We start from the raw sequence: 25,750 nt of genomic DNA, 5'->3' as shown, positions 1-25,750 counted from the left end.
CTCTCCTCATTTAAAGAATGGTTTATTTTTATTGTTATGCTTCATTTGTATATATTTATACCGGACAACACAACCAATACAAAACCCAGCCAATGCAAAACTACTCGCGATTAATACAATGCAACCAAATAAAATTCCTAACGTTTCATAAGATAATACAAAACAAATAAACTGAATTGATATTAATACCGTTGCAATCCATTGATTAAAGATTTGTTGGTCCTTATCTTCTAATGTATAAGTAGCTAAATCTTTTCTTAGGTATCGAAACGAAAAGGATATTATCGGATTTTTTTTAGTCGAAATCGTTATTATCCCAATGATGATTGGTAAAAGTAGTAAATGATGATTTATAAGAATACCTAATGTTACTGTTGTAATAATAAACATTTGATTAATTTTTACTAATATACTCGGAATGCCATTCATTATTTCCACCCTTTCACTTTCTTTAAATACATTATACCTATCTATTTACTCGGAATAAAGCATAAAGTATTATATTCGAATAAAATTTATATTTGATTGATTTTATAAATAAAAACCACCCGTGATAACGGGTGGTTTTCTCTGCTCCATAAAAAAAAACGAATATGGCATAAATACCACATTCGTTCGTTCATAAATTTTATAGTAAATAAGATCCGTATAAGAGTGAAATAAACCAAGCATTAATACACGCAATGTAAATAAATTCAACAGAAGGTGACCAATCTTCGGTTCTGACAAACATCATCACCATAAAAGATACAATTCCTAATACGCTTGCGTAGACTAACATACTGTACGCAAACGTTAAATAGTCTGGTGCTGCAATGTTAAATACTGATGCATTAATTTTTGACATTACAAAATATTGACTTATTACTAATAAAACAACGGAAGTTATTCTAACTTTCCAAGACGTCTTTTCAATATGCTTTGGATTTACAAATGCCAATGTCATTAAGATTAGTACAGGAGGAACAATCCATAAAAAAGCGAAGAATAAGATAAATACTGACTTTGGTAATGCTGTTAACATTGCTGAAGTAGCTATCTTTAAATCAGCTCCTGTAACACTCTCTGTATGCTTAATTACTTCCGTACGGCTAGAACTAGCATAAAATCGATATTCTTCCTCACTAAAAGTAAGTTGAGGATAAAAATCTAACCAAACTATAGTTTCATCATTAACAACTTCTGGGCGTAATGAATGTTTATATGTTGTGCTTCTCCGTTCTGCTATCCACTTTCCATCATTGTTTACAGCTTCGTAAATACTACCTTCCATTGTCCGTTTATCTAAAAATCCATTTGCAGAAAATAATAACTTTACTTGTGAATTTCTTGAGAATAGTTCAAAATCTCCCGGATCACTTAACGGGCGATTATTTTCACTATCCAATATTACTAAAGGTTCCGTTTTTACTTCTTTTGATCTTACGTCCACCGTTAAGTAGTTTGTTTTTGATTTCCTAACACCTTGTCTTCTTGTAATCGCTGTGTAGACGAAATGAAGTTTTTCGTTTTCATCAACAAAAGCAAGATCTGTTAAAGTAGCCCCTAAATGCGTAACTAACTCTCCAGAATATACTGGAATATAGACATTTGTATCATGGAAATAGTAAGCAATATCAAAAACACTTGGATCAATGTTAAATACGACAACAAATGACTTAGAATCTTTGTCAATTAATAAATCTTTGATAGGCTTTTCAGTTTCTGCAACCTTTGTGACCTTATAACTTTCACTATCGACAAAATATATTGATTTGTTATCCCAAAATAATATTGTATTTTCATCAAACGAGGCCCCGTTAACATTTTCAGAGATTACCGCGTTCTTACCATTAGAAAATAGTACTAAATTCTTCTGTTCGTCCAAATAAATGACATCATTATCCTTGGCCCAAAAGTCTTTTCTTTTATGTAATTCAACTGGAATGATTTCTTTATTAGTAACTTCTAGGTCTTCATTAATTGTCAAATGTAATAATTCATTGTCAGCAGGTGTATATGCCTCAAATGATCCATTTTCATTTGTTGAAATAAAGTAAGTTCTTCCGTCTGAGACTTCATTAAAGGATATGGACCTACTCCATCCCTCTGAAGGAAAAGAAGTTTTTTCGTTCACTTGTTCAACAAACAATAGCAAAATTAAAACGAATGTTATAATGGCAGGAATGACATATATGTTTTTTAGAATCTTCATGATGTTCACATCACCTTTTCCTTAAATTTACACTGCATTTTCTATTTTACTTGAAAATAAAGTTTTTTCAATCAATTTAGAAAAAAAGAAATAGCGATTGTCACTATTTCAAATTCTTTTTTAGTTATGAGGGATTTCAAAAGGCACATGTACTTTATAATCCTCTTCACTTTCTGCTGTTAACCAAATAATAAGTTTATAATGGCCCGCTTTCAAATTTTTTACATGAATTGGGATATCATACGATTCTCCTTGTTTCAATGTAAGGTATGTTATCGCTTGTAAAAAATCCTTATCTTCTGAGTATCTTTTTATTAACTTGCCATCTTTACTATAAAGATCATAATCAAACTTTTGACTAGTTCTAAATGTAAATTGCTTAACTTTTTCAGTTTGATTTTTAAGGCTATAAACTATAGTCACATCATCATTCTTTACTTCTGTGATTGTTGCAGAAGGTACTATACTACCTGCAATTATTCCGTTGTTTCCTTCGTTTGTTTCTAGTTTATCTTCTTCATTCTCATTGTCTGCTATTCCACTATTTTTATCATCAGTAGCCTTATCACTAGAGCCACATGCTACTAAAGTTACACATAATATGAATGCCAACAATAAAGATAAATATTTTTTCATCTTATTATTCACCCTCCTTACTATTATGACGAATAATAAGATCTAAAGTTACAACAGAATTTATTCCTCTTAAATCCAAAAGTAGTTAATTGTCTGAAAGAACTCTTCTCTACATACACATACGCCTATACAATTATTAAATTAATACATAAAGATATTGTAAGCATATAGGAGAGGAGGTTATTTCATGGAGAAAATGAAGTATGGACCTTACGAAATGCCTGGAAAAGGGTATGAAATGCCTGAGATGGGTGTAGAACAACAAGCACCAATGATGTATTCTGCGCCAATGATGCAGCATATGCCTTCAAGTTGCTGCTACGGCACACCGACATATGGTAGAGGAAATTCATTCGCATTATTTGTAGTATTGTTTATCCTTTTAATCATAATTGGTGCAGCTTGTAAATTTTAATGCATGTTAAAGAAGCTGGAACACAAGTGCCTTGCTCCTCATTGCTATAGATTGTAGAATGAGGTGTCTGGCTCCTTGTTTTGTCCCAGCTTTTTCTTATACAACTTTAATAGGTGCAACTTTTTCATGATTAGAATCTTTCTGCTCTTCAGTATCAATCGTACGTTGTTTTATCCAAGATAATAAGTGCTCATATTTAGTTTGTGCATCTTTATATCCCAAATAATATAACTCTGTCAGCTTGGCCGTATTACGTTCAATGCTACTCACTTTTAATCGACTACTCGGTCGAAAAACAAATATATTGCCCTTTTCTTCTTGATCTTTAATATACGATATCGTATTGTTATAAATTTCATGTCTTTCTTCTAAAACCTTTATTAATGCAGGATATTCTTTGTAGAAGCGCTTTGCTATCCATTTCATTTTAGTTTGTTTTTTTACATAATCATCATTTCTCGTTAATATTACAACATTAAAAGAATTACCATCTAGTTCTGATTTCTTAATCGGAATAGGATCGACGATACCTCCATCTAATAATTTCATATCCTCAAATTCAACGACAGGTGCAACGATAGGAATAGAACTTGATGCTCGAAGTAGAAGAGGAATATGATCATGATATTGTTCTTTTGAAAAGTAAATTGGCTTGCCTGTAGATATATCTGTAGTACCTACAATAAATTGTTCTTTTGCATATTTAAATGTTTCATAGTCAAAAGGGACATGAATATTTGGTAACTCTTCAAATATAAAATCCATATCAAATAATTGCTGTTTTTTAATAAAGTTCCGAGCGGATAAATACTGTGGTTGATTAACATACTCAAGGTTGACAATTTTATTTCGTTCTTTTTGTCTTGATATATAAGAAGAACCATTACATGCACCGGCAGAGACTCCAATAACATATGGAAAGTAAAGGTTCTTATCCATTAGAAATTCTAATACACCAGCAGTATATGTACCTCTCATACCTCCACCTTCTAGTACTAGTCCAATTTTGTTCAAATAAATCACCCCTAAAGAAGTATGCTGAATCTTATGCAAAAAACTCTCCGATATGGAGAGTTCAAAAGTTAACCTTTTGGAGGAGCATAGTCCGGGTGCTCGTTCCCTTTCGTAGCCATTTGCTTACCTTTATTTCCCTCAGCAGCACGTGGCTGTGTACCTAAGTGATTGGGACGATATCTATCAAAGGCATGTTTCGACTTTGCCATGGAAAATCCCCCTTTCACTATTTAATATCACCTTTTAACGAGATGCTATTCTTATCGAGAGATAATTTTTTCTAACGTTTCTTTGCTACAAATTATTCTTAAGCAAACATCATTTGGAATTTTTTCATTTAATACTTCATTAACATTCAATTTATTCCCAGCTCCAATTAATGTGGCACCATCATTCATTAAAGCAACTACAGCATCTTTATACGTTATCCAGTTTTCCTTTTTTTCGATTTCATAAATATCGTCCCCAATAGAGCGACTTAATAATTGTGATATGACATCTGTAATTCCATTTTGAATCGTTGATTGTACTAACAAGCGTGAAATCATTTCATGAGATAAAACAAATTCATCTACATTTACATGCTTGAAATTTTTAATATGGTCTTCTCTAAGTATTTCAACAACCGTATAAACGTCAGGCGCATAATGCTCTACTGCTGAAACAAACAATAATGATTTTCCATCTACTAATACGCTATTATCAATAGTGTCGTCGGCAAAAACGATTGCAGCTTTAGCATTTTGCAAATTTGCCATCATCATAGTATTTTCAACAGATGGGTCACCCTGTATATAAATCACTCGATCATGTGGAAATGGTTCTCTTGCTAATTGATCAATGATTACAATTTCAATTTTTTCATCACTATTAATAATTTCATGAATAGCAATTTCTGCTTTTTTTGACCAACCAAAGATGACGATATGCCCCGCTCCAGTATATTTCAACTTTCCTTCCTCCTTTAAACGCTTAATGGTTGCAAAACTATCGACGATTTTCCCGATCACTACTCCTAAAATTCCTATTCCGAAAATATACAAAAACATCGCGAATATTCTACCTGCAATGGTAACAGGATAAAAGTCTCCATATCCTACCGTAGTTACAGTAGTCATTACCCACCAAAGAGCATCAAAGAGTGTTGGAAACGTTTCTCGTTCTATTGAAAAAATGATTATCGTGCTCAATAAGATCATCGAAAATGTTATAAAAAATAATAATACATTACTCATCTTCACTACTTTAGACACTAAACTTCTTAAAATAACTACCACTATTAACCCCTCCCTTTTAAGGCGTTATTCCTACATCGAAAGATATATCATCCTCTTCTAAATTAAAAGTACTTGCCTTCAATTGAATATTATTTTTTAATTGTAACGAATTCAATGATACATAAACTGCTTTTTTATCAGGTTGAACAATAACCCAGTTAGGAATATTATAATGGTCCTTAATATATTTAAGTACCGTACGATCAGGTAACCTTAATTTACCTAATCTTATTGCCTTTACTTCCAAAACTAAGTCACCATTCTGCTTTACTTTTGGCTCAAAACTCATTAACAAGCTTACTTTTTTACCAAAGGCCGTTATCGTACCTACCATTGTTATGTCATCAGCTAAAACAACGGCATATGATATTTTTTCTTCCTTTCTATTCTTTGTTAAGTATTGACGTATTAATGAATTTAATTGTTGTTTTGTGGTAGTGACATTAAAATGAACTTCTTCAGTTTGTATATTGTTTGGACTATTTTCAATTGTATTTGGTGTTGCAACTATGAAAGAAACTATTGTAACTAAAAGTGCAATATTCATGATTAATATCGTAAAAAAACTTAGTTTCCATTTATTCCAGTTTTTCATTTTTATCCCCATTCATTATGGTCTATAATGTCTTTGAGTAGTTAGTATTTCTGCGTTATTTCTAGATGGATCTATCTCAATTCCCATCTCTGAATCTGATTGTGTATTAAAAGTATAAAAACCTAAGTAATCAACTATTCGATTTGCCATTAGTTTATATCCCCTTGCATTGGGATGAAAGTTATCCTCTGCAAGTAACAGGTTTGTATCCCCAACAAAAATGTCGTTAATAGGAATGTAGTATCCGTTACTATAAGATAAAGCAACCTCTAGTCCAATTGAATTCCAATCAATGATAATCTCCTCTAATTCGTTTAATTCTTCTAGCCAAAGAGAAAACGGATTGTACATACCAATTAAATATATTTTGGTATTTTCATTATAGTTATTAATTAGTCGAAAGATTTCATGTAGATTTTTTCTAAATGATTCCTGTTCTTTCTCAAAAAGTTCTTTCGTTAAATCAGTAAAATTTTCTTTTGTAATTTTCATGAGGTCATTGCCGCCAATTGTAATTAATACGACATCTGCTGTTTTTAGAGATGTAGACATCTTTTCTTTCTTTAAACTTTTTATAAGTTGATCTGTCCTTCTCCCTTTAACACCTAAGTTTTCAATTGTAATTTCCCTTAATTGTGGTTGACTTTTCAGTTCTTGTTCTAAAAAATATAGATAACCCCCTCTTCCTGAGGAATCACCAATACCTTCTGTTAAGGAATCACCAATAGCTACTATTGATATATCTTTGTTTAGAATAATACCTTTAGAAACGACTACTGTTTTTTTAGAAGAAACTTGTGTTAACATCACTTGTCGAGATTTATCATCTAGTAATAGATAAACGTTTATAATACATATAAAAATAAAACAAATACTTAAGATAATATTTCTTTTCTTCATTGGTTTTACACCCTACTAATCTAGTTTTCTTTAATTTGATAATAACATAGGAGGCTTCTCAAATGGAAAAGAATAGTATTAACAGAACTATAAAGATTTACGGAAAAACGATAGATACGAATACAAGGTGTGTTCATTATCATTCCACTCAAGATATCATTGCAATTAAATTTAAATGTTGTAATAAATATTACCCTTGTTATTCTTGTCATCAAGAAAGTGAAAGGCATGAAGCTACCCCATGGCCAAAAGAAGATTTCAGCAAACCGGCCATATATTGTGGAGCATGTAAGAACGAGCTAACAATCGCATGTTATTTAAATAATACTTATCATTGCCCAGTCTGTCGTGCTAAATTTAACCCTAATTGTGAATTACATCACGATTTATACTTTAAAAAAGGAAAATAATTTGAGGGAACATTACTGTAGATCGAGAATATGATGATAAGAATAGTTTTTCGGGCTAAATCGATTATTTACTTACAATTAGGAGGCCCAATGTGTTGAAAATGTATAACAACATATTATCTTTTTATATAACAACTTGTTTAAGCATAGCAATAATCATCTCCGTCATTTCCGCATCTCATTTGCAATTTTTTCAGCTTACAACTTGGCTCCACTTCGGACTTTGGACCTTTATTATAGTCTTGATTCGTATTGTGATTCATTACTTTGAAAGTAAAAAGATTGAGAAACGCTTACTAAGTAGTGTCGAATTTGCTGTATTAATTATCTTACCTTTCCCATTATTTTGCTTGTTACAACTGCTTTCACTTTTTATTTCGAATATTTTCAACTATGACTTTAAAACCTCTTTTCAAAATAGAGATCATTTAAAAGTTGCAATCGTGATCATTTCAGGACTATGTGCTGCATCTGTTTACTCCTATGTTCAAGGACTCATTGACTTCCTCTCTTTTGCAAGAACTTTAGCTATCATCCCAACAGCATTCATCTTTGTATTAATGAAGTTATTCTTACTTACAACATTTCTTTCTATAGAACAAAATATACCATTTAATAATGTAAATACATTGAACTCTAACGTGTTACTAGTTGAATTACTTATGATTGGTTTTGGGGCATTAGTAGGTGGAATATATTTACTTGATCCATCTTTGATTCTCATTTTGATTATTCCAATACTTTTACTAAAAAAATTGTTGAACTCTGAGGAAAAGCTAGCATATATAGATGGGAAAACTGGACTATATAATTATCGCTTTTTTGATGAGAACATTAACAAACATTTTTTGCAAGCAGTCAAAAGGAAAGAACAGCTTAGCATTATCTTTGCAGATATGGATTATTTAAGACATATTAATAACAAATATGGTCATGTAAATGGAGATAAAGCTTTGCAAAGCGTTGCAAAGATCATCATGGAAAGTATCGAAAATCACATTGCTGTAAGATTCGGAGGAGAAGAGTTTGTATTAGTTATTTCCAAACTTCCTAAACAAGAAGTCATAACTTTAGCAGAACAAATTAGGAAGAAAGTAGAACGGGCTAAAATTACACTTGATAATGGAAAAAAGATCCATGTTACCATAAGTGTCGGCGTCGCTTCATTTCCAGACGATGCAAATTCAATAAATCAATTAATATTTTATGCAGATAAGGCAGTTTATATGGCTAAAAATAAAGGTAGAAATATAGTATGTCATTATGAGAAAAGAAAAACATAAACCTTATATTTAATACAATAATTCAATTCCTATACAATCCTGACAATGGATTGTTTTTTTATTGGCAAAACTAAACTATAATAGAAAATATTAGTATATCTTAGAAAGGGTGAAAAAATTGCACGAATTTAATGAAATATTTATGCAAATTTTATTATTGCTACTCGTAGGTTCATTTGTAACATTTATTGCTGGCGCATTTAAACAACCATATAGTATTGCACTTGTCATTGTAGGTTTATTAATTGGTTCTTTCCATTTACCAGTGTTAGAAAATGCAAAAGAGTTTATTACTCAGTCCACGGTCTTTCAAGTAATGGTCATTTCAATCTTTCTTCCGACACTTTTAGGTGAGGCTACTTTAAAATTGCCATTCTCCCACTTAAAAGAAAATAAAAAGCCAATCTTAGCCTTAGCACTTGGTGGCACATTTATTTCTTTCATTCTAATAGGATCAGGTGCTTACTACTTACTTGAGTTACCTTTAGTTGTTGCATTTACTTTTGCGGCTTTAATGAGTGCCACAGACCCAATTTCAGTATTATCTATCTTTAAGTCACTCGGAGTTAGTAAAAAGTTAACGACAATCATTGAAGGAGAAAGTTTATTTAATGATGGTATTGCCGTTGTCTTATTTACAATCTCTTCTGTTTATTTATTGAGTTATATTGACATGGGCTGGGCCGGCTTGAGCTCAGGTATCATATTATTTCTAAAATTTGCACTTGGTGGCATTGCGATTGGGGCATTGTCTGGCTATGTTGCATCCTTAGCTATTAAACCTATTGATAATTATCCCTTAGAAATTACTATATCCTTATTATTGTTTTTCGGAAGTTTTTTTACTGCAGAATATTTCCATGTAAGTGGTGTAATCGCGGTAGTTATAGCAGGATTAATATTTGGAAACTACGGAGCGAAAATTGGTATGAGCCCAGTTACCAAACTAAATATTAATAATTTTTGGGATGTCATTGCCTTTATCGCCAATTCATTAATCTTCCTTGTAGTTGGTTTAGAAATCAATCGAATCCCATTGGAAAATAAGTGGGGTGTTATCGTTTTAGCAATTGTAATAGTAATTCTTGCAAGATCAATTGCTATTTATTCAAGTTTAGCATTTATAAAAGAGGTAAAAGGAAAAGAAAAACACGTACTAAACTGGGGCGGGCTTAAAGGAAGTTTATCTATTGCTTTAGCTTTGAGTTTGCCTGCAACATTTACAGGACGAGATGACATTTTACTTTTCACATTTAGTGTCGTCCTCTTCTCACTTATCGTTCAAGGGTTAACAATTAAACCCCTCATACGAAAATTAAAGGTAATAAAAAGTGATCAATCGATTGCAGAGTACGAAGAACTAATTACAAGACAATTCCGATATAAAGAAGCGTTAAGAGATTGGCAAGATATGAAGAATAACTTGTTATTAACAGATATTGAATACAATGAGCTTAAAGCGGATTACGAAAAGGAAATGGAACATGTGCAAGAAAAGTTACATGGTCTATATAATAAATACCCAACCATTAAAAAAGAAAAGAAACGTAATGCTAGTAGAGATGCTCTTTATACGGAATATGAAGCAATAAACAATTTAATCCAAAGAGAAATTATCTCTAGTAAAATAGGTGAAAAACAAAAAATAGAAATCATTGAAAAAATAGAAGAGTTAAATAACAGAGGAAATTAAATGAAGGCATTGGTTATTCCAATGCCTTTTTCATTTGTGCAATATTTTGCTTTTTCTTCGTTCTAGTAATCGTGGAATATGATACTCCTCCAATAACAAATAGAGCTCCAATTAGGTATGGCAAAGTAAAAACTTCATCTAATAAAATGGTTGCCAAAATAACGGCAGATACTGGCATTACATTAATAAATATAGATGCCTTCGCTGCACCAATTTCTTTAATACCATTATAATACATAATAAAACTAACCACTGTGACAAAGATACTCATATGAATGATTGCTAACCATGATGAAATGGAAGCGTTAGTTAAGACTTCGACTGTTATTTCATTTAAAACGAAAGGAACTAAAAAAAGTGTTCCAAACCCAATCGCATAAGTTGTTGAAACAACTGCATTATACTTTTTTAAAGCAAGTTTACCTAGCACACTATATAATGCCCATGTAATAACAGCTAACAATAATACTAAATCAATAAATTGGAATTGTAATTGAATAATCCTAATTAGCTGACCATTCGTAATAATGATAATTACCCCAAGTAGTGCCACTATCATTCCAATGAAATGTTTTTTACTAAGTTTTTCTTTGAGGAAAAAGTAAGAAAGTAATGTTATTAATACAGGGTTAATGGCAATAAATAAAGAGCTTTTAATAACCGTTGCATATTTACTTGCCATAAAGAAACAAATATTATAAATAGTAATGCCTGTAATCCCGAGTAATGCAAATAGTGCCCAGTCTTTTATTGTTGGTTTTGATCTATTGCGCTGAGTAACCCACATCAATGGGTACAAAATCACTGCAGCGAAAAAAAATCTTAAAAAAGCAATAGTAGCAGGTTCAAAGCTTGTTACTGCGTATTTACCAGCAATAAAGGCACTGCCCCATATGCTAGTTGAAAATGCTAAAGAAGCATATACAATAATTGTTTCTTTTCTCATCATGTCTCACCCTCTTATTTCGATATACGAAATATACAGCATAATAAAAAAATTGTCACGCAAAATTTTTCAACTACAATACATAAAGATGACTAATAAAACGAACGATAATGTAGAATGAAGGGAGGAATCAGTGTGACACAATCCAAACGTCAACAAGAAAGACAGTTCCGCACAAGGAAACAGGCGCAAAATCCGCATGGTAAAGTGAAATCAAAAGAAGAATTATTAAATGAAACAAACGAAAAAAAATAAGCAACGTAACGTTGCTTATTTTTTCTTTCTTGATTTAGCATTTATTTCCGAACTTAATTGTGCTTCATTTGTAGCTGAATCAATACCTTTTTTATTTTTCTGTTCTGCATCTTGTTTACTTCGTGATTTTGCCATAAAACTCCCTCCTTCTTCTATTCAGTTTTTATCATTTGTACTATCAATATTCACTTTTCTAATAAAAAAGGAAATGATCAAAAATCCAGGTCCTATTAAAAACAAGAGATATGGGATACTCTTTTCAGGGCTAAAAAAAGAAATTGCAACTATAAAAAATAAAATTGATACCACTCTACCAAGGTTAAGGTACACATCTCTTACTACTAAAAATTCAATCCTTTTATTACCTGAATTATTTGCTTCCCCAATAACATCATATGTAATCGACATAAATGGCACGATTAAGAATGGAAAAGCAAATGCAATGATAACACCATAAATGAGTAATTTTATAAATGTTAAATGAAATGCAATAATTAATATTGCAATATACATAGTTGCACCAGCAAATAAGATTGATTTAACCCTATTTTTCGGCTTAATCAATTTCCCAGCCAGTGAAAAAGCAACTAAGCTTATGGCAGATTGAATTAGTGCAAAAGTACCTAATGATAATTCACTCTCAGTCGTAATATAAACCCAAAGACCGATTAAAAAAACAAACGTTCCTCCACGAAACCCTTGAAAAAAATTAGCGTGTAAAATATTTTTCCAATTTTTATTACGTTTCCGTTCATTCAATACTTCCTTAAGTTTAAAGCTTCCTCTAGCATCTCTTTTCTTAATAAAGAAGGACAGAAAAACCGCTAAAGCAAACATGATAAGGGAAATAGTAAAGATAAGGTAATATCCCTTATTAAGCTCCATTCTTGTAATAAACAAACCTGCTGTTATCGGACCAACAATTCCAGCAAATGATCCTAACACACCTGAAAAACCATTAAAAAAGTCCCTTGTATCCGGCTCAGTTATCTCAAAAGACAATACATTATAAGCAAGCCAATAGACTCCAAAGCCAATCCCGTGCAAAGCACCTAGAATAACAATAAAGTCTGTAGAACTTGTCCCCAATAAAAGAACACTCAAAAAGAAAGCTGATAAGAAAATGATTCCAATCCGTAGGACATAGATACGGTCAATATGCTTAGCTAACATGCCTGCAAGAATAAAGGCAATTGGTTGCAAAATAACTGAACTTAAATTATATATTGCAATATCAAAAAACTCTTTCGATTGTTTCCACAAATACACATTCACAAACGTATTAGACAAGGCAACACTTAAAGAATATAAGCCACCAATCAATAATAGAAATCCTAGAGAACGATGGCCTTTCATATTTTTTTGAAGCTTTTTAACAAAAAGCACCTTTTTATCTCCTTATAGTAAAATCTACAACGTATTTTACCAAAAACTTAATACTTCTATTCAGATATGGAAATTATTATTCACTTCTATTAAAATGATTAATCTCATAGGTTCTCATTAACTCACTCATCTTTTCATCAAACTTAATAAAGAGTGTATTTGCTTCCCTAATCTTTTCGTTCCCTTCATTTACATATAAGTTATTGTTATTTTCATAAGCTTTCTTGTATAAAAGAAAACCGTCTAATTGAGTTCGGACAGCTGAGACAATGACTTCATGAACTTTTATTAAATCTTCATTATTTAGCTGTGAATTTACCTTTTCTAATTCAACTAATATTTCAGTATATTGGGGGATTATCTTATCAATAACCGTGCCATAAAACACTTCATCTGGCGCTTGTAAAACTTGATCATAATAAGAGATAACACTGTTATGATACGTTAACATTTCACCATACATATAATTATAATAATCTATAATCTCTAAACGCACATCGTCTTCTAGCATGCCCTCATTATCTTCATTTTTGTCAATTTCTTTTGTAGCTTCTGTCTCTTGGTCAACATTTTTATCTTTTGAGCTATCATCATCAAAACAGCTTGTTAAGAATACTAAAGGAAAAACCATTACTAACTTTAACATTTTATTCACGCCTACACTTCCTTTCTCTTATTTATCAACGTATTCATTAAAAGAAATTTCGTGTTTTCCGGCAGAATTTTTTGTCAACAAAAAAACCGGATTACAAACGTAATACGCTTATACCCGGTTTAGTCTAATAATTATAAGGAAAGTAACATATTTATTTCACTTAAGAATTTATTAGGATCAATTTCAATATAGTGTTCGGTTCTAGTATTTTTCTTTATTTCTATTAACTGCTTTGTAGTAGATAAAATGATTACATTCCCATTCGTTTTTTCCATTAATTTAGAAAAGTAAGGTACTGATACATCACAGTCGATACAAAAAATAAGTTCCGCTTTTTCAAATTCAGTAACTACATTAACCCAATTCTTTTTTTTGAATTTTTCACCTGCAAGTGTCATGCTTGGTCGTAATCTTCCACCACATGAGGAGCAAGTTTTTCTCAGAACAAAGTCTGTTACTGAACTGTGTGCTCGACAATCATGACAGCAAATCAAATCTAATGGACCTTGTAAGTCAAGCGCGTTAGTAAACTTCCCTTTCATTCTACTTGTTGAATAATTTTGGAAGATAATACTTTGTATTAGTTTATTTGATTCAAAATTAGAAATTAATTTGAAATATTCTGGACCATTGTATTCTTCCAATATCTTTAATTTATAACTGACGTATTTTCGAAAAATATCATAATCGAATTCAAATGCTGCATTAGAAAAAATATTTGTTACATCTACATACTTCCAAATACCTTGTTCCTCACTCGCTTCTTCAAGTGTATTTGTCGTTTGTCCGATTATTCCTATCGTGTACTCTGACTGTAGCAATTGGCTTGCCACTTTAGAAAGTTTTTGTTTTTCTGGATAACACGCCGCAAACCATTTTAGCTTTCTTTCTCTAGAAATATTTGCTGTATGTACAATCTCCCATATACTTTCTCTAAACTGAGAATGTATTACGCTAGGAGAAAATAATTTCCAATCGTTTAATGCCAATGCCTCTTCTAATGATGAAACGACCTTAGAATAAGGGCTTATTATAAATTCGACATCATTTATTGGTTGCATTAACGTTATATCAATAGTATGTTCTGAATTCAAATGTCCAAAATTCCACTTGAATTTCCAAGTATTATTATCCAATTGTTTTCCTAATAAAGTTGTATGATTAAACTGCTTATGCATATCAATTATTGCTTCCCATCCCATATACGCCACTCCTAACGTGAGATTTAAGCTGCTACCTCTTTTTATATGCATATTTTTAATCACTTGCTTGTATGCCAGTTATACTTTATTAGAAATTTTTATTGGCTGGCTAATCTTAAGTAATTCATTGAAGTCTTCAACAAACGCATGGGGATTACCCATCTCTAAAGGTGATAGATAGTCAACATCAACTGGAAAGTTTAAGTGATCATATTTCAATTTATTTCCGATAACAAAGACCTTAGTAATAGAAGGATACGCTTCTAAAATTTTTAGCAATAGCTGATTTCCCCACTCCATCTCTTGAATTGTCAAACTTCTATGGTTTGAAGGGGAATTTTCTTGGTGAGGATAAAACGGGAATAAATTCCACAATAAAGGTGGATTACTCATTTTATTAATTTGTCCCCATAATAAAGCAGAAAATGAATCTTTCCTAATACCAATTAATTTATAAACGTCTTTTTCTAATACTCCGTGTCGATCGTTCATCTTAACAATTACGTGTTCACTTGTAAATGGAATTCCAGTTCTCGCTTCCCTTGCAAAGTGTGGGTGTTCTCCTAATATTAATATTGATGGCTCGTAGCTATTCATTTTACGTAAATACTTATATAAGTTGTAAAGTTGAATGCTAATTCTATCTCCGCCATAGAAATTAAGTACTTTATCTTCTGACTCGTGCATTTGAAAATCAGTTAGAATGCTCTTAATTATATTCAGTTCTATGTTGTTCCCCTCCAAAACTTCACTTTACTTTTATATAAAAAATTACCAATTTTATACTAATATAGTTATATAATAACATAAAGTTTATATTTTGGTAGAGTTTAGCTAATTTTCCATCTGAATTTCTCTATCAAATTCAGTATTTCATTGTTTGTTTCAGAGAATTTATATTGATATAAATGATTCATTCTAGTAGTAATAATCTCCACTTTATTCCATTCCCAATCTTCAAAAGGTATCGCTTCCATTTTAATACAAGTAGATACAGATTCAACTCGGAAAGCTTTTACATTTATTGTGAAGTTTGAGTTATCATTGACAAACTTAATAAATTCCATCCGAAGGGTTGGATCTTTAAATGGTCCTATTTCTAGCTTTAATTTCAACTTTCCTTGTTCTTTTTTAAAATAATAAGAAACTGGGTATGGTGAATGCCAACTCGGTACTGCGGCTTGTTGCATACCGTCAATACTTAAAAATTTTATCGGATAAAACCAGTGTTGTGTATTTTTTAACCTACTAGAGCTTAAACTTACTTCTAATTTATCTTGCATAAAGTTTTTCATGGCAATCGTAAAAGGGTCTTCTTTTCCTTTTTCTAAAATGACGGAAAGTAATTTTCCATAGCGGTTAATCGTTTCCTGACTTACTTTATGTAACTCTCTTGTTTGAATAGCACTTGTCTTTTGCAAGAGCCAGTGAATAATATCCTTATGTTCTCTATAAATAGACTGACAGAGTGTGACCAACTTCTCATCTTGAACTAATTCTTGATTCACTAAGGATAGGTAGTCTTTTAAAAATAAGACTATCCTTTCGCTCAACTCACCATGATGATGTTCAATTGTTTTATCAATCAAAGATAAGAAATCTTCATAGGTTAATTGACAATAATTACTTAATGGAGCCTCTTCCCCGGTATCTGTTAAATAAACAGGTAGCACATGTGCGTTCGTAAACTTAATATCTTCTTTAATCATGGCATAACACTCTTGCATGTGAAGCGATATATTTTCTTTCTTTTCATTATGAAGAACTATAACTACGATATTATTTTTCGCGGAGTGGATAACAAGATCAATCGTTTTCGATTTTCTAAGTGATTTCCAATGTGGAGTGACCTGCGCATCATAGAAATTACTTAAGTGAAGCTCAATCTGAGATAAATTCTTAACTGACTCATTTTCTTCGTTACTAATAACTACTTTGTTAATGAATTCCTTAATAAAGTAATCTCCCAACCGGTGGTTTTCTTGAGGGTTTAATAGCCATGAAAGCATATTTAATTGCTTCAGTTCGTAATTATAAACATCTAAAACTTTTAAAGGATTAAACGATTCCATGCTGCTAGATAACTTAGAAAAGTCGTCATTATGAACTACTAATCGAGTAATTTCTCCAATAATTTCGTCGGCTTTCATAAAACAGTCACCTCATCTGCTCGTTTGATTGGTCAAGCTTCCTTCATTTAATATGTATTTTAAACAACGAAATTTAGACCTTGAACAAAAGAAAAAAGCTCTCCTAAGAGGAGAGCTTTTATTTTGCAGAAGTTAGAATTGCTGTACCTAATTCATGTTTAAATAATAGGTTATTACCTTTTTCTTCTAATTTAAATGTTAATTTCATATCGACTAATTGTTCTGATGTCAGTGTTAAGAGATTATTCTTTTCAATTATGTAGTTAAGTTTAATTCCGTGAAACGTTGCGTTACCTTTACTGTCAAAAGTAATGGCTTCACCTTCTTTGAAAAACATTTGTAAAAGACCAATCTTTACACCATCTGAAAAGGCTTCATTTGCATTTTCATCGTAATCTTTCTCGTTAAGAGTAAATGAACTCGTTTGCCATTCACCAAGAACTTTTGAATCAAAATTCTCTTCTTTTCCATTACATGCACCAAGGGTTGCAATAACTACTAACATTAAACTATAAAAAATTATTTTTTTCATTGCGATGTACTCCCGTTTCCTTTGATTTTATTTCATTATACAAATAAATGCTTATAAAGAAAAGAAGTCTGTAAATTACAGACTTCTTTCTACCGAATTAGTTGACACTGCCTTTTCTTTTCTTTGTAAAAAAGCAGGCATCCACCAATTCCATTTCCCCATTAATTTCATTAATGATGGGACTAACAACATTCTTACAATCGTAGCATCTAAAAATATCGCTATAGCAATTCCAAGTCCCATTTGTTTAACTGGAATGATATCAGTAAATGCAAATGCACCTGTAATAACAATCATTATTAACGCTGCTGAAGTAATAATTTTACTTGTTACAGTTAACCCCATTAAAGTTGCATAATCGTTATCTTTCGTTTCCTCGTAATATTCTTGAATGCGAGATATAAGGAACACTTCATAATCCATACTTAGACCAAAAACTAGGCAGAAAATAAATACAGGAATAATTAAATATATCCCTTCAACATTATAGAAATAATCACCTTGGAAAATAATAACTAAGATACCGAAAGTTGCCGTAAGACTTAATACGTTCATTATTATTGCTTTTAAAGGTAATATAATTGATTTAAATGCTATCAAAAGTAAGAAATACGTTGATATTAAAACGACTAATAAGCCAATAGGCGCTTTCGTCATTATTTCTTCGTAAATCTCCTCATAAAATTTACTTTCTCCACCAAATGAAACGTTTAAATCACCTTTGTAATTCTTCCATTCATGGATCCATTCTTTTGCTTCTTTAGATGCAGAATCTACATTAAGAAACACTTTTACAACAGTTTGGTTGCCATTAACAATTGTTGAGAGATTATTCATAAATTGTTCATCGTTACTTAAATGAGCTAATTCTGGCACAGATAAGGAAGTAATATTAAAAACTGACTCGACTTTTTCCACTTTTGAATCTTGCATTAATTCATCAGTTAATTGTTGTAACTTTGTTAATTCTGATTCCACCATAATCTCATCTTCAGATTCCACAATCAAAATAGCTGAAGGAATGGTGTACTCTCCAAAAGCATCGATATACTTTTCAAGCGCAACTCTTGATGGAAATGACTCAGGTAAAGAATCTTCTTCAGGTACGATTAGATTACTTTGCATTACAGGAATTACAGAGAATACTAATACAATAGTAGTCGTAACTAATACGATTATAGGGCGCTTCATCACAAAAGATGCGAAATTTTTCCACCAGTTATTTTCTTTATTACTTACTTTAAGAATAGTAAAGCGATTTACTTTTTCGCCAAGGATCGCTAGAACTGCTGGTAAAAATGTTAATGCACATGTTACTGATACAAAGACAACAACCATTGCACCAATTCCAATTGATTTGAAAATGCTAATATTAATAAAAAGCATTCCAGATAAGCCTACAAATACACATAATCCTGAGAAAGCTATTGCCTTTCCAGCTGTTTCTACTGATTTAATTATTGCGTCTTTAATATTTTTTTGCTGAAGTTCTTCCCTAAAGCGATTTACTAATAGTAGAGCAAAATCTATTCCTAATGCCAACCCTATCATTGGTACTGTATTTAAAACGAACACAGACAATTGTAGTTGACCACCGATAAAGTAAATAACAGCCATCGTAATGAGTACGCTCAGCATACCGATTATTAACGGTAATGCAGCTGCGACTAATCCGCCGAATGCTAGCAGCAAAATGAATAATGCTGCAGGAACTCCAATCATCTCAGCTTGGAAAAGATCATCTTGGCTAGCTTTGTTCATATCTTCCATAACTACTGGACTACCAGTTAACATAGTGTTGACATTTTCTGAGCTTGTAACATTCTCCTTCAGGTAATTAACCTCGTCAATCACATCACTAGCGACTTCATCAAACATTACTAAAATAAAAGCTTCATTTCCCTTAATCATTCCAGGAGATTCGTAAGGTGACACTACTTTATTAATTGCCTCATGTTTTAATACTTTTTCGATTGTTGATGCAACATGGTTCTTATATTCTTCATCTTCAGGAGAAACACCATTTCCTTCTAAATATATAATTGCTGTTGATGCAGGATAATCAAATTCCTCAATCAACGCATCACTTACTTGTTGAAATTCACTATCCATCTCAAATCCACTTCCATGGAGGCGGTCTGGTAATTTTATTGAGAAAATAAACAAAGCAGCGACTAAAATAATCCATAAAAGGACGATGCTTTTTCGATATGTGTATGTTAATTTACCAATTATATTAAATGGATTTTTCAAAATGCGATCTCCTTTCAAGCTAAAGACTACTTAACGATAATTAAGTAAATCTATATACTACCTTTTTACTATATTAGTTATGAATCTATCATACCAAAAGTTTTGAATAAATAGTACTTAAAAATAAGATACCCTAGGACAACTTCCATGCATAGTTTATTATTACGTAAAATAATGAGGAGGATGAAATTGAGGGCGTTATGGGGTGTAGACTCCGCAGTTAAAGTCGATGAAAAACTATATAATTGTGTAACTAGTAAGTATGGGAAGCCCAAGTTTTGGGGTAGATACTTAACTAGAAAAGAAGGCGTAAATGATGGTTTATCTAAAGAAGAACTACTATTTCTACACATAAGAGGTATTCGCATTATACCAATTTATAATGATTTTAGTTCTGCAGTTGGATATCGAAGTGGGCAAGTTGCTGCAAGAAATGCCATATTCCATGCAAGTAGGTTAAAATTCCCAAAAGATACTGTTGTATTTGCTAATATTGAAAATTTCTTTGAAGTAAATGACTCTTGGATTAGTGCATGGGTTGATGTTTTTTTCGAAAGTGGCTACCTTCCAGGATTTTATCATGATCCTCTTAAGGGGGATTTTAATAAAGCTTATTGTGCAGCAGTAAAGAATAATGCAAGAGTTAAAAAATATTCCATATTATGGAGTGCTGAGCCCAGAGAAGAAGCATCAAATGAAATCGATGCACCGCTATTTCAACCAAAAAAGCCAAGTTGTGTAGCTAATGTTTTGGGTTGGCAATATGGCCGCGAGGCACAAGGATGTCCAATTGAGACGAACTTAATATTATTTAAGCTGTACCAATTGTTGTGGTAGTCTTTACAATACCGTATTAAGAAATGGTACTATAAAGAGAGAAAATCTCTTTAGAAAAGGTGAAATAAATTATGTGTGGACGCTTAACGTTAACTACAACTATAGATGAAGTAATGGAGCAGTTTTCAATTGTCAATCCAGTTCATTTTCATTTTGAAGTTAATTACAATATAGCTCCAAGCCAGAAAGTTGTTGCAATTGTTGGATCTCCCGCAGGTAAGAGAATTGGTCAAATGCGTTGGGGGCTTATTCCTTCATGGGCACCTGATGAAAAGATTGGATACAAAATGATTAATGCTCGATCAGAAACACTATTACAAAAACGCAGTTTTAAAAACCTGATTTCTAGAAGAAGGTGTGCATTGGTAGCTGACGGTTTTTACGAGTGGAAAACAACAAAGGAAGGTAAAAGGCCATTTCGTATTACATTAGCTAATGAAAAGCCTTTCTTAATGGCAGGGCTTTGGGATAAGTGGTCAAATGAAGCCGGAAAAGAAATACATTCATGTACCATAATTACAACTAGCGCTAATCAATTATTATCAGAAGTGCATGACAGAATGCCCGTAATTCTTACTAATGAAACGGAACAGACCTGGCTCAGTCCAAGAATCGAGGGTAGTGAATTCTATACTAATGTGTTAAAACCATACAATAGTGACCATATGAAAATGTATGAAGTATCACCATTAGTTAACTCACCTAGAAACAATCAGCCAGAATGTATGTTACCTATTTAACTACTTTCAATAGGAGGTGTTCAAATTGTATGTTGTTCAACATTGCTGTTTTTGTCCCATTTGCAATTCTTTACACAATAACTCTCGATTAAGTATTTTGTGGCAAAATGAAAGGCAGCAAAATCAGTATCCTGAAATTAATCCTGCTACTTTTCAAAAATCCGCAGATAATCTATTATTACTACTACCACAAGCCACACTTCTAATTGAAAAAATTAAAAAGTCCACTCCATTTGCAAAAAAAATTCAAGGCAACGCTCAAGTCGGAAAAACGGAGGAAGTCAAAAAACTCTTAAAAGAGGCCGGTATAACTTCAAAAGTGAAAATATCCTATAACCCCGATCAAATCTCCATACACATTTATAACCACTCTGAATCAATAACAGTTACACTTCCATGGTGAAATGTTGAAGTAACATCTTGAATAAACCTTTCATAATCGATAAATGTCGCGACCTTGTGAATAAAAGAACAGGATGAACTTCTTTCATCATAGCCAATCGTTTGCCCTTTGGCGATGCTATTCACTACTATTTTCACACACTTTTCTTCATATGTGACGTATTGCTCATTTATTAATGCCCAAATTGTCAGCAAGTCGTGTTGCGGACTACATTTCACAAAATGTTTTTTCTCATAAAAATTAGTATAGTACTTGTGAATCTCTATAAGTAATTGTCTCGTTTTTGCAGGGAAATACTTGGTAAGAACATCCATTTGTTTTTCACTAATTACCGCCATAGTTGTTACATCCAAAGGGAAGTATTTTATGGATGGGGCAATTTTATTAACAATGTTAGCTGCAATAAAGTCACTATAAATATTTGCTTCTGCCACTGGCGTGATGTTCCCCTGTACTTGAAAAGCTCCACCCATTACGAAAATTTCCTTCACACTCTTCATCAAATTTGGTTCATAAATAAAAGCTGTCGCTAATGACGTTAACCTACCTACATTAACAATTGTTAATTCTTTATTATTCCTAACTAATTCATAAATTTTATCAAAATTATACTCGTTTCCTATACTTAGTAAAGGAAACGAAAACGGTCCAAGTCCTTCTTGTCCGTGAACTTCTGGATAAACCTTCACTTCATTGCCAGTTAAAGGACGTTCAGCCCCTTTAATAACTTGGATATGTTCAGTCTTCGTAAGTTTTTTTAATAGTTCAATATTTCGTAATGAATATTCACGAGTAACATTACCATAACTTGCAACAACGCCAATGATATTAATTTCTTGATGAAAAACTCCATACATATATGCCAAAATATCGTCAACACCAAAATCAGCAAATAACAAGACATTTTTTTTCATACCGTTCACTCTCCTTCTTTTCTCATAAATCATATGCAGATGATTTAATAATTAGAGGAGAAATGTTAGATTATGTTAGCTTTACTTGTCCATCTAGAGTTACGTATTCACTCTTTATAGACTCTGGACTAAATATAAATGTCCATGGTGTACTTGAATGCTTTTTAAGTACCATCGGCACTGTAAACTTATGAGAAGCTATAAACGCTCCATTTTCCGTATAAAGAAGTTCTTTTTGATGAAATTCCTGATCTTCATTAAATCCATTTTGTATGAGTACTGTCACTAATAATTCTTCTTTATAGTTTCTAGCGACGCGAATCGTTGTGAATGTAATTCTTTCACTAATAAATCCCGTCGTATTAAATGTTTGTTCTATATTAATTTTATCTTTCTCGGAAATTGTTTTAAGCCATGCCGGGTGAAAATATAATGTTTGCTTCATTAAAGCACTCTCCTTTTAAAAACAATATAACACGGTAGGACCTCTTGTCCTAACCGTGTTATTTATTCTTTCTACTTTTATAATAATAACATACGTTTTCCTCAGCATCTGGTTCTACATTACTAAATATAAATGTTTTGTTCTTCTTAACTAACAGTTGATACATCAAATAAAGAAAACAAATGATAAGACAGAGATTAATTATGTAGTTAATATATAATTCCATTGTCAAATCACTCATTTCATTTAGTATACGTCTAGTTTACACAATTTTTTGATAATTCACAAATTAAAAAGGAGGCAGTGACAAAACAAAGTGCCAGGCACTTGTGTCACAACCTCTATTATTACTTTTCTAATATCATTGAAGTCGCTTTATAAGCACTTGTAAATGAAAGTTCCGACAGTTGTCCTTCCCCTTCACACCAATCTCCTGAAAAGTAAGTATTTCTCAAATTAGGAATTACGACTGGCATTGGCGACTGCTTCATATTCCAAGATATTTCCTGAGCCATTGCCCGCTTGGAAATTCTAGGAACAACAAGGAGTTCACGCCAACCATTAAAGTGTTTATCATACATTTCTTCAATTTTATTTTGAATTGCTTCTGTCGTTAACTTGTTTCCAACATCTTCTGGCTTCATATAAGCAATTGCTTGTAACAACTGTCCATTTTCTGGCACGCATGTCTCATCATAATAAGAGATATCCGTGATGAACATTTTTTCTTCTTGATTGTAAATATATGTGTACGGAACTTCTATTCTTTCTTTTAAAGCTATATCGTAAACAAAAACATAGCTCGGCTCATATTGTGCATAATGTTCCATGTAGTGTGAAATCGTCGTACTCTCAAATACTTTTTTCAGTTCTTTTGGTGGAATTGCAAAGATAAATTCTTTTGCTCTGTATTTTTGCCCTTTGCTTGAGACTGAAATTACTTTATCACCTGCAACTTCTACTTCGTCAACTTTTTGTTTTGTAATGATCGTGCCGCCGTTTTCTTCAATAACTGTAACAAATTGTTGAATTAACGACTGCCAACCTCCGCCAACATAAGCGACAGGTTTATTCGTTTTAAATAATTTCCGATAATAATTAAAGTATACAGTAGATGGAATTTTTTCCGGCTCACTAGTAAAGAAATTTGATGACGCTAACGTTAGCATCATTTTTTTCACATCATCATTTATGTGCCTATCGTCCATCCATTTTTTTATCGAAACATGTTCTTTTCCTTTTTCAACGGAAATCATCGTTTTAAATATATTAAATGTAAATTGAAGTTTATCAGTCGACTTTAGGATTTTTGTGCGAAAAAGTCCCTTTATATTAGCAGGTACATCTGTGAGTTCGTGACCTATATCATATTTTGCTTTATTTGGATTAAAGTCTTTCCAATTAATGTGTATATTTAGCTCTTTTTCTAAATTTTGCAGAATGGAAGTGTCTCTTCCGTAGATTGCATGTGCGCCAAAGTTAAAAGAGAAATCCTTTAACTTTAAAGTTACTGCTCTTCCTCCTAATTGGCCACGCTCTAGCAATGTAACTGACTTTCCTTGTTTAGCTAGACTTGCTGCAGCTGATAACCCTGCTAGACCTCCACCTACAATAATTACATCTTGCATTTTATATTCTTCCCTTACGTTGTTGCTCACTTCTAAGGTGCCTCCTTGAATATCTTCTGAGTAGGACAGAATTGCTTAACTATTTATTGAACGATTGTTTATATTAATACATGATTAGTATTTTTTCAACTAAAAGGTAATGTCAATTAATGAATATTCTTTTGAAAACAACAAAAAATGTCTATGATGTACTAATTGTTGAGGAAGTGATTAAGGATGGTAATTGCTGCCTTTTGGGGTATAATTGCAGGATCTGCACTTTTAATTGGAGCTGTCACTGGGATTTATTCTAAGATTAGCAAGAGGCTTACTGGGCTCATTATGGCATTTGGAACAGGTGCACTAATTGCAGCCGCTTCTTTTGAATTACTGTCAGAGGCTTTAAAGGAAAGTTCTATTTTTAATGTAGCATTGTTTTTTATTCTTGGTGCTCTCATTTTTACAATTGGAGATTTTGCTGTTATTAAATTCGGTGGAAAAGAAAGAAAGCGCTCTAAAGAAGGAAATAGTGGGAGTCAAGGGTTAGCAATTTTCTTTGGAACAATTCTAGATGCAATCCCCGAATCCGTCATTATTGGGGCATTAATAGCAAAGGATGCAAGTATGAACATTGTTTTAATAAGTTCCATATTTATTAGCAATTTTCCTGAGGGCTTATCTAGTAGTATCGGTCTAAAAAAAGGTAAATTTAGTGATAAAAAGATTCTAACTTTATGGAGTTCTGTCATTTTACTTTCAGCAATATTCTCCATTGTTGGGTACTTGGTCATGGATAAAGTTTCTGATAATATCTTTGCAGGTCTCAGTGCATTTGCAGCAGGAGCAATCATTGCTATGGTTTCCTCAACGATGATGCCAGAAGCGTTTGAAGAAGGTGGACCAGCAGTTGGTTTATTTGCCTCTTTAGGATTATTAACCGCTCTTATCTTAACAACATTGTAAATGAAATGGAATATGAAAATAAAGCTCTCCATTTGGAAAGCTTTA

26 protein-coding genes and 1 pseudogene are annotated in these 25,750 nt (G+C 32.1%); 8 read left to right on the top strand and 19 right to left on the bottom strand.

Going from position 1 to position 25,750, the window contains the following annotated elements; translation table 11 throughout:
* Window positions 1–6: 6 nt before the first annotated feature.
* The 3 genes from CIB95_RS06965 to CIB95_RS06955 form a co-directional block, all read right to left on the bottom strand.
* Window positions 7–429: a DUF4395 family protein gene (locus tag CIB95_RS06965; protein WP_094923651.1), complete on the bottom strand. Its 423-nt coding sequence runs from the start codon at window positions 427–429 to the stop codon at window positions 7–9.
* A 199-nt stretch (window positions 430–628) separates the two neighbouring features.
* A complete protein-coding gene (locus CIB95_RS06960) occupies window positions 629–2,194 on the bottom strand; it encodes a hypothetical protein (protein WP_094923650.1) in 1,566 nt (521 codons plus the stop codon).
* Window positions 2,195–2,314: 120 nt separating this feature from the next.
* On the bottom strand, window positions 2,315–2,830 hold the full coding sequence (locus CIB95_RS06955) for a BsuPI-related putative proteinase inhibitor (RefSeq protein WP_094923648.1): 516 nt from the start codon (window positions 2,828–2,830) through the stop codon (window positions 2,315–2,317).
* Between the two features lie 187 nt (window positions 2,831–3,017).
* Here CIB95_RS06955 and CIB95_RS16590 point away from each other — a divergent pair, with 187 nt between their 5' ends.
* The gene (locus CIB95_RS16590) at window positions 3,018–3,245 is read left to right on the top strand and encodes a YjcZ family sporulation protein (protein WP_094923646.1); all 228 of its coding nucleotides are present in this window, start codon (window positions 3,018–3,020) and stop codon (window positions 3,243–3,245) included.
* A gap of 165 nt (window positions 3,246–3,410) precedes the next feature.
* On the opposite strand, the pseudogene CIB95_RS06945 reads toward CIB95_RS16590, so the two are convergent.
* From CIB95_RS06945 to CIB95_RS06925, 5 genes and pseudogenes are all read right to left on the bottom strand, one after another.
* Window positions 3,411–4,259, bottom strand: a pseudogene (locus CIB95_RS06945) (patatin-like phospholipase family protein); the annotation flags it as partial.
* Between the two features lie 68 nt (window positions 4,260–4,327).
* The gene (locus tag CIB95_RS06940) at window positions 4,328–4,468 is read right to left on the bottom strand and encodes an acid-soluble spore protein N (protein WP_094923643.1); all 141 of its coding nucleotides are present in this window, start codon (window positions 4,466–4,468) and stop codon (window positions 4,328–4,330) included.
* A 51-nt stretch (window positions 4,469–4,519) separates the two neighbouring features.
* Window positions 4,520–5,536, bottom strand: a complete 1,017-nt coding sequence (locus CIB95_RS06935) for a potassium channel protein (protein WP_094923641.1) — start codon at window positions 5,534–5,536, stop codon at window positions 4,520–4,522.
* Between the two features lie 16 nt (window positions 5,537–5,552).
* Window positions 5,553–6,131 (bottom strand): YpmS family protein, encoded by a 579-nt coding sequence (locus CIB95_RS06930; RefSeq protein ID WP_158217580.1) that lies wholly within the window; start codon window positions 6,129–6,131, stop codon window positions 5,553–5,555.
* 15 nt (window positions 6,132–6,146) lie between these two features.
* Window positions 6,147–7,031, bottom strand: a complete 885-nt coding sequence (locus CIB95_RS06925; protein WP_094923638.1) for a GDSL-type esterase/lipase family protein — start codon at window positions 7,029–7,031, stop codon at window positions 6,147–6,149.
* Between the two features lie 62 nt (window positions 7,032–7,093).
* Between CIB95_RS06925 and CIB95_RS06920 the strand changes: the two genes are divergently transcribed.
* The 3 genes from CIB95_RS06920 (at window position 7,094) to CIB95_RS06910 (ending at window position 10,417) form a co-directional block, all read left to right on the top strand.
* Complete coding sequence (locus tag CIB95_RS06920; protein WP_094923636.1) at window positions 7,094–7,441, top strand: CHY zinc finger protein; 348 nt, start codon at window positions 7,094–7,096, stop codon at window positions 7,439–7,441.
* 101 nt (window positions 7,442–7,542) lie between these two features.
* Window positions 7,543–8,724, top strand: coding sequence for a GGDEF domain-containing protein (locus CIB95_RS06915; protein ID WP_233144005.1), 1,182 nt, complete (start codon window positions 7,543–7,545; stop codon window positions 8,722–8,724).
* 118 nt (window positions 8,725–8,842) lie between these two features.
* Complete coding sequence (locus CIB95_RS06910; protein ID WP_408607197.1) at window positions 8,843–10,417, top strand: cation:proton antiporter; 1,575 nt, start codon at window positions 8,843–8,845, stop codon at window positions 10,415–10,417.
* Window positions 10,418–10,430: 13 nt separating this feature from the next.
* On the opposite strand, the gene CIB95_RS06905 is transcribed toward CIB95_RS06910, so the two are convergent.
* Entirely contained in the window at window positions 10,431–11,366 is a 936-nt protein-coding gene (locus CIB95_RS06905; RefSeq protein WP_094923632.1) for a DMT family transporter, read from the bottom strand.
* 132 nt (window positions 11,367–11,498) lie between these two features.
* Between CIB95_RS06905 and CIB95_RS16415 the strand changes: the two genes are divergently transcribed.
* Window positions 11,499–11,618: a DUF6254 family protein gene (locus CIB95_RS16415; RefSeq protein ID WP_233143952.1), complete on the top strand. Its 120-nt coding sequence runs from the start codon at window positions 11,499–11,501 to the stop codon at window positions 11,616–11,618.
* A 156-nt stretch (window positions 11,619–11,774) separates the two neighbouring features.
* On the opposite strand, the gene CIB95_RS06900 is transcribed toward CIB95_RS16415, so the two are convergent.
* From CIB95_RS06900 to CIB95_RS06870, 7 genes are all read right to left on the bottom strand, one after another.
* Complete coding sequence (locus tag CIB95_RS06900) at window positions 11,775–13,004, bottom strand: MFS transporter (protein ID WP_233143949.1); 1,230 nt, start codon at window positions 13,002–13,004, stop codon at window positions 11,775–11,777.
* A gap of 76 nt (window positions 13,005–13,080) precedes the next feature.
* Window positions 13,081–13,659 (bottom strand): hypothetical protein, encoded by a 579-nt coding sequence (locus CIB95_RS06895; RefSeq protein ID WP_094923630.1) that lies wholly within the window; start codon window positions 13,657–13,659, stop codon window positions 13,081–13,083.
* Between the two features lie 131 nt (window positions 13,660–13,790).
* Window positions 13,791–14,861 (bottom strand): Sir2 family NAD-dependent protein deacetylase, encoded by a 1,071-nt coding sequence (locus tag CIB95_RS06890; protein ID WP_158217579.1) that lies wholly within the window; start codon window positions 14,859–14,861, stop codon window positions 13,791–13,793.
* Between the two features lie 78 nt (window positions 14,862–14,939).
* Window positions 14,940–15,605, bottom strand: coding sequence for a uracil-DNA glycosylase family protein (locus CIB95_RS06885; RefSeq protein ID WP_094923626.1), 666 nt, complete (start codon window positions 15,603–15,605; stop codon window positions 14,940–14,942).
* Window positions 15,606–15,691: 86 nt separating this feature from the next.
* Window positions 15,692–17,011, bottom strand: coding sequence for a PD-(D/E)XK nuclease family protein (locus tag CIB95_RS06880; protein ID WP_094923624.1), 1,320 nt, complete (start codon window positions 17,009–17,011; stop codon window positions 15,692–15,694).
* Between the two features lie 118 nt (window positions 17,012–17,129).
* Window positions 17,130–17,543: a hypothetical protein gene (locus CIB95_RS06875; RefSeq protein WP_094923622.1), complete on the bottom strand. Its 414-nt coding sequence runs from the start codon at window positions 17,541–17,543 to the stop codon at window positions 17,130–17,132.
* 75 nt (window positions 17,544–17,618) lie between these two features.
* Complete coding sequence (locus CIB95_RS06870) at window positions 17,619–19,796, bottom strand: MMPL family transporter (protein WP_094923620.1); 2,178 nt, start codon at window positions 19,794–19,796, stop codon at window positions 17,619–17,621.
* Between the two features lie 189 nt (window positions 19,797–19,985).
* Here CIB95_RS06870 and CIB95_RS06865 point away from each other — a divergent pair, with 189 nt between their 5' ends.
* Both CIB95_RS06865 and CIB95_RS06860 read left to right on the top strand, forming a co-directional pair.
* Window positions 19,986–20,633, top strand: a complete 648-nt coding sequence (locus CIB95_RS06865; RefSeq protein WP_233143948.1) for a glycoside hydrolase domain-containing protein — start codon at window positions 19,986–19,988, stop codon at window positions 20,631–20,633.
* 71 nt (window positions 20,634–20,704) lie between these two features.
* Window positions 20,705–21,373: an SOS response-associated peptidase gene (locus CIB95_RS06860; protein ID WP_094923616.1), complete on the top strand. Its 669-nt coding sequence runs from the start codon at window positions 20,705–20,707 to the stop codon at window positions 21,371–21,373.
* A gap of 360 nt (window positions 21,374–21,733) precedes the next feature.
* Here the strand turns inward: CIB95_RS06860 and CIB95_RS06850 are convergent, their stop codons facing one another.
* The 3 genes from CIB95_RS06850 to CIB95_RS06840 all read right to left on the bottom strand — a co-directional run bounded on the left by CIB95_RS06850 (window position 21,734) and on the right by CIB95_RS06840 (window position 24,763).
* Window positions 21,734–22,690 (bottom strand): nucleoside hydrolase, encoded by a 957-nt coding sequence (locus tag CIB95_RS06850; protein ID WP_158217578.1) that lies wholly within the window; start codon window positions 22,688–22,690, stop codon window positions 21,734–21,736.
* Between the two features lie 70 nt (window positions 22,691–22,760).
* Complete coding sequence (locus tag CIB95_RS06845) at window positions 22,761–23,135, bottom strand: SLAP domain-containing protein (RefSeq protein ID WP_094923610.1); 375 nt, start codon at window positions 23,133–23,135, stop codon at window positions 22,761–22,763.
* Between the two features lie 347 nt (window positions 23,136–23,482).
* On the bottom strand, window positions 23,483–24,763 hold the full coding sequence (locus tag CIB95_RS06840) for an FAD-dependent oxidoreductase (protein WP_094924200.1): 1,281 nt from the start codon (window positions 24,761–24,763) through the stop codon (window positions 23,483–23,485).
* Between the two features lie 216 nt (window positions 24,764–24,979).
* Here CIB95_RS06840 and CIB95_RS06835 point away from each other — a divergent pair, with 216 nt between their 5' ends.
* Window positions 24,980–25,705 carry a ZIP family metal transporter gene (locus tag CIB95_RS06835; RefSeq protein WP_094923608.1) on the top strand — a complete coding sequence of 242 codons (726 nt, stop codon included), beginning with the start codon at window positions 24,980–24,982 and terminating at the stop codon, window positions 25,703–25,705.
* Window positions 25,706–25,750 lie beyond the last annotated feature (45 nt).

This window comes from Lottiidibacillus patelloidae, from assembly GCF_002262935.1.
Lineage (GTDB): Bacteria > Bacillota > Bacilli > Bacillales > SA5d-4 > Lottiidibacillus > Lottiidibacillus patelloidae.
Note: the sequence above shows the minus strand (reverse complement) of the source record. Positions and strands in the feature narration are given on the sequence as shown.

Bases quoted from the DNA above. Each gene is read 5' to 3' on its own strand.
- CIB95_RS06965 (WP_094923651.1), bottom strand. From the start codon at position 429: ATGAATGGCATTCCGAGTATATTAGTAAAAATTAATCAAATGTTTATT.
- CIB95_RS06960 (WP_094923650.1), bottom strand. From the start codon at position 2,194: ATGAAGATTCTAAAAAACATATATGTCATTCCTGCCATTATAACATTC.
- CIB95_RS06955 (WP_094923648.1), bottom strand. From the start codon at position 2,830: ATGAAAAAATATTTATCTTTATTGTTGGCATTCATATTATGTGTAACT.
- CIB95_RS16590 (WP_094923646.1), top strand. From the start codon at position 3,018: ATGGAGAAAATGAAGTATGGACCTTACGAAATGCCTGGAAAAGGGTAT.
- CIB95_RS06940 (WP_094923643.1), bottom strand. From the start codon at position 4,468: ATGGCAAAGTCGAAACATGCCTTTGATAGATATCGTCCCAATCACTTA.
- CIB95_RS06930 (WP_158217580.1), bottom strand. From the start codon at position 6,131: ATGAAAAACTGGAATAAATGGAAACTAAGTTTTTTTACGATATTAATC.
- CIB95_RS06925 (WP_094923638.1), bottom strand. From the start codon at position 7,031: ATGAAGAAAAGAAATATTATCTTAAGTATTTGTTTTATTTTTATATGT.
- CIB95_RS06920 (WP_094923636.1), top strand. From the start codon at position 7,094: ATGGAAAAGAATAGTATTAACAGAACTATAAAGATTTACGGAAAAACG.
- CIB95_RS06915 (WP_233144005.1), top strand. From the start codon at position 7,543: ATGTATAACAACATATTATCTTTTTATATAACAACTTGTTTAAGCATA.
- CIB95_RS06905 (WP_094923632.1), bottom strand. From the start codon at position 11,366: ATGATGAGAAAAGAAACAATTATTGTATATGCTTCTTTAGCATTTTCA.
- CIB95_RS06890 (WP_158217579.1), bottom strand. From the start codon at position 14,861: ATGGGATGGGAAGCAATAATTGATATGCATAAGCAGTTTAATCATACA.
- CIB95_RS06880 (WP_094923624.1), bottom strand. From the start codon at position 17,011: ATGAAAGCCGACGAAATTATTGGAGAAATTACTCGATTAGTAGTTCAT.
- CIB95_RS06875 (WP_094923622.1), bottom strand. From the start codon at position 17,543: ATGAAAAAAATAATTTTTTATAGTTTAATGTTAGTAGTTATTGCAACC.
- CIB95_RS06860 (WP_094923616.1), top strand. From the start codon at position 20,705: ATGTGTGGACGCTTAACGTTAACTACAACTATAGATGAAGTAATGGAG.
- CIB95_RS06850 (WP_158217578.1), bottom strand. From the start codon at position 22,690: ATGAAAAAAAATGTCTTGTTATTTGCTGATTTTGGTGTTGACGATATT.
- CIB95_RS06845 (WP_094923610.1), bottom strand. From the start codon at position 23,135: ATGAAGCAAACATTATATTTTCACCCGGCATGGCTTAAAACAATTTCC.
- CIB95_RS06840 (WP_094924200.1), bottom strand. From the start codon at position 24,763: ATGCAAGATGTAATTATTGTAGGTGGAGGTCTAGCAGGGTTATCAGCT.
- CIB95_RS06835 (WP_094923608.1), top strand. From the start codon at position 24,980: ATGGTAATTGCTGCCTTTTGGGGTATAATTGCAGGATCTGCACTTTTA.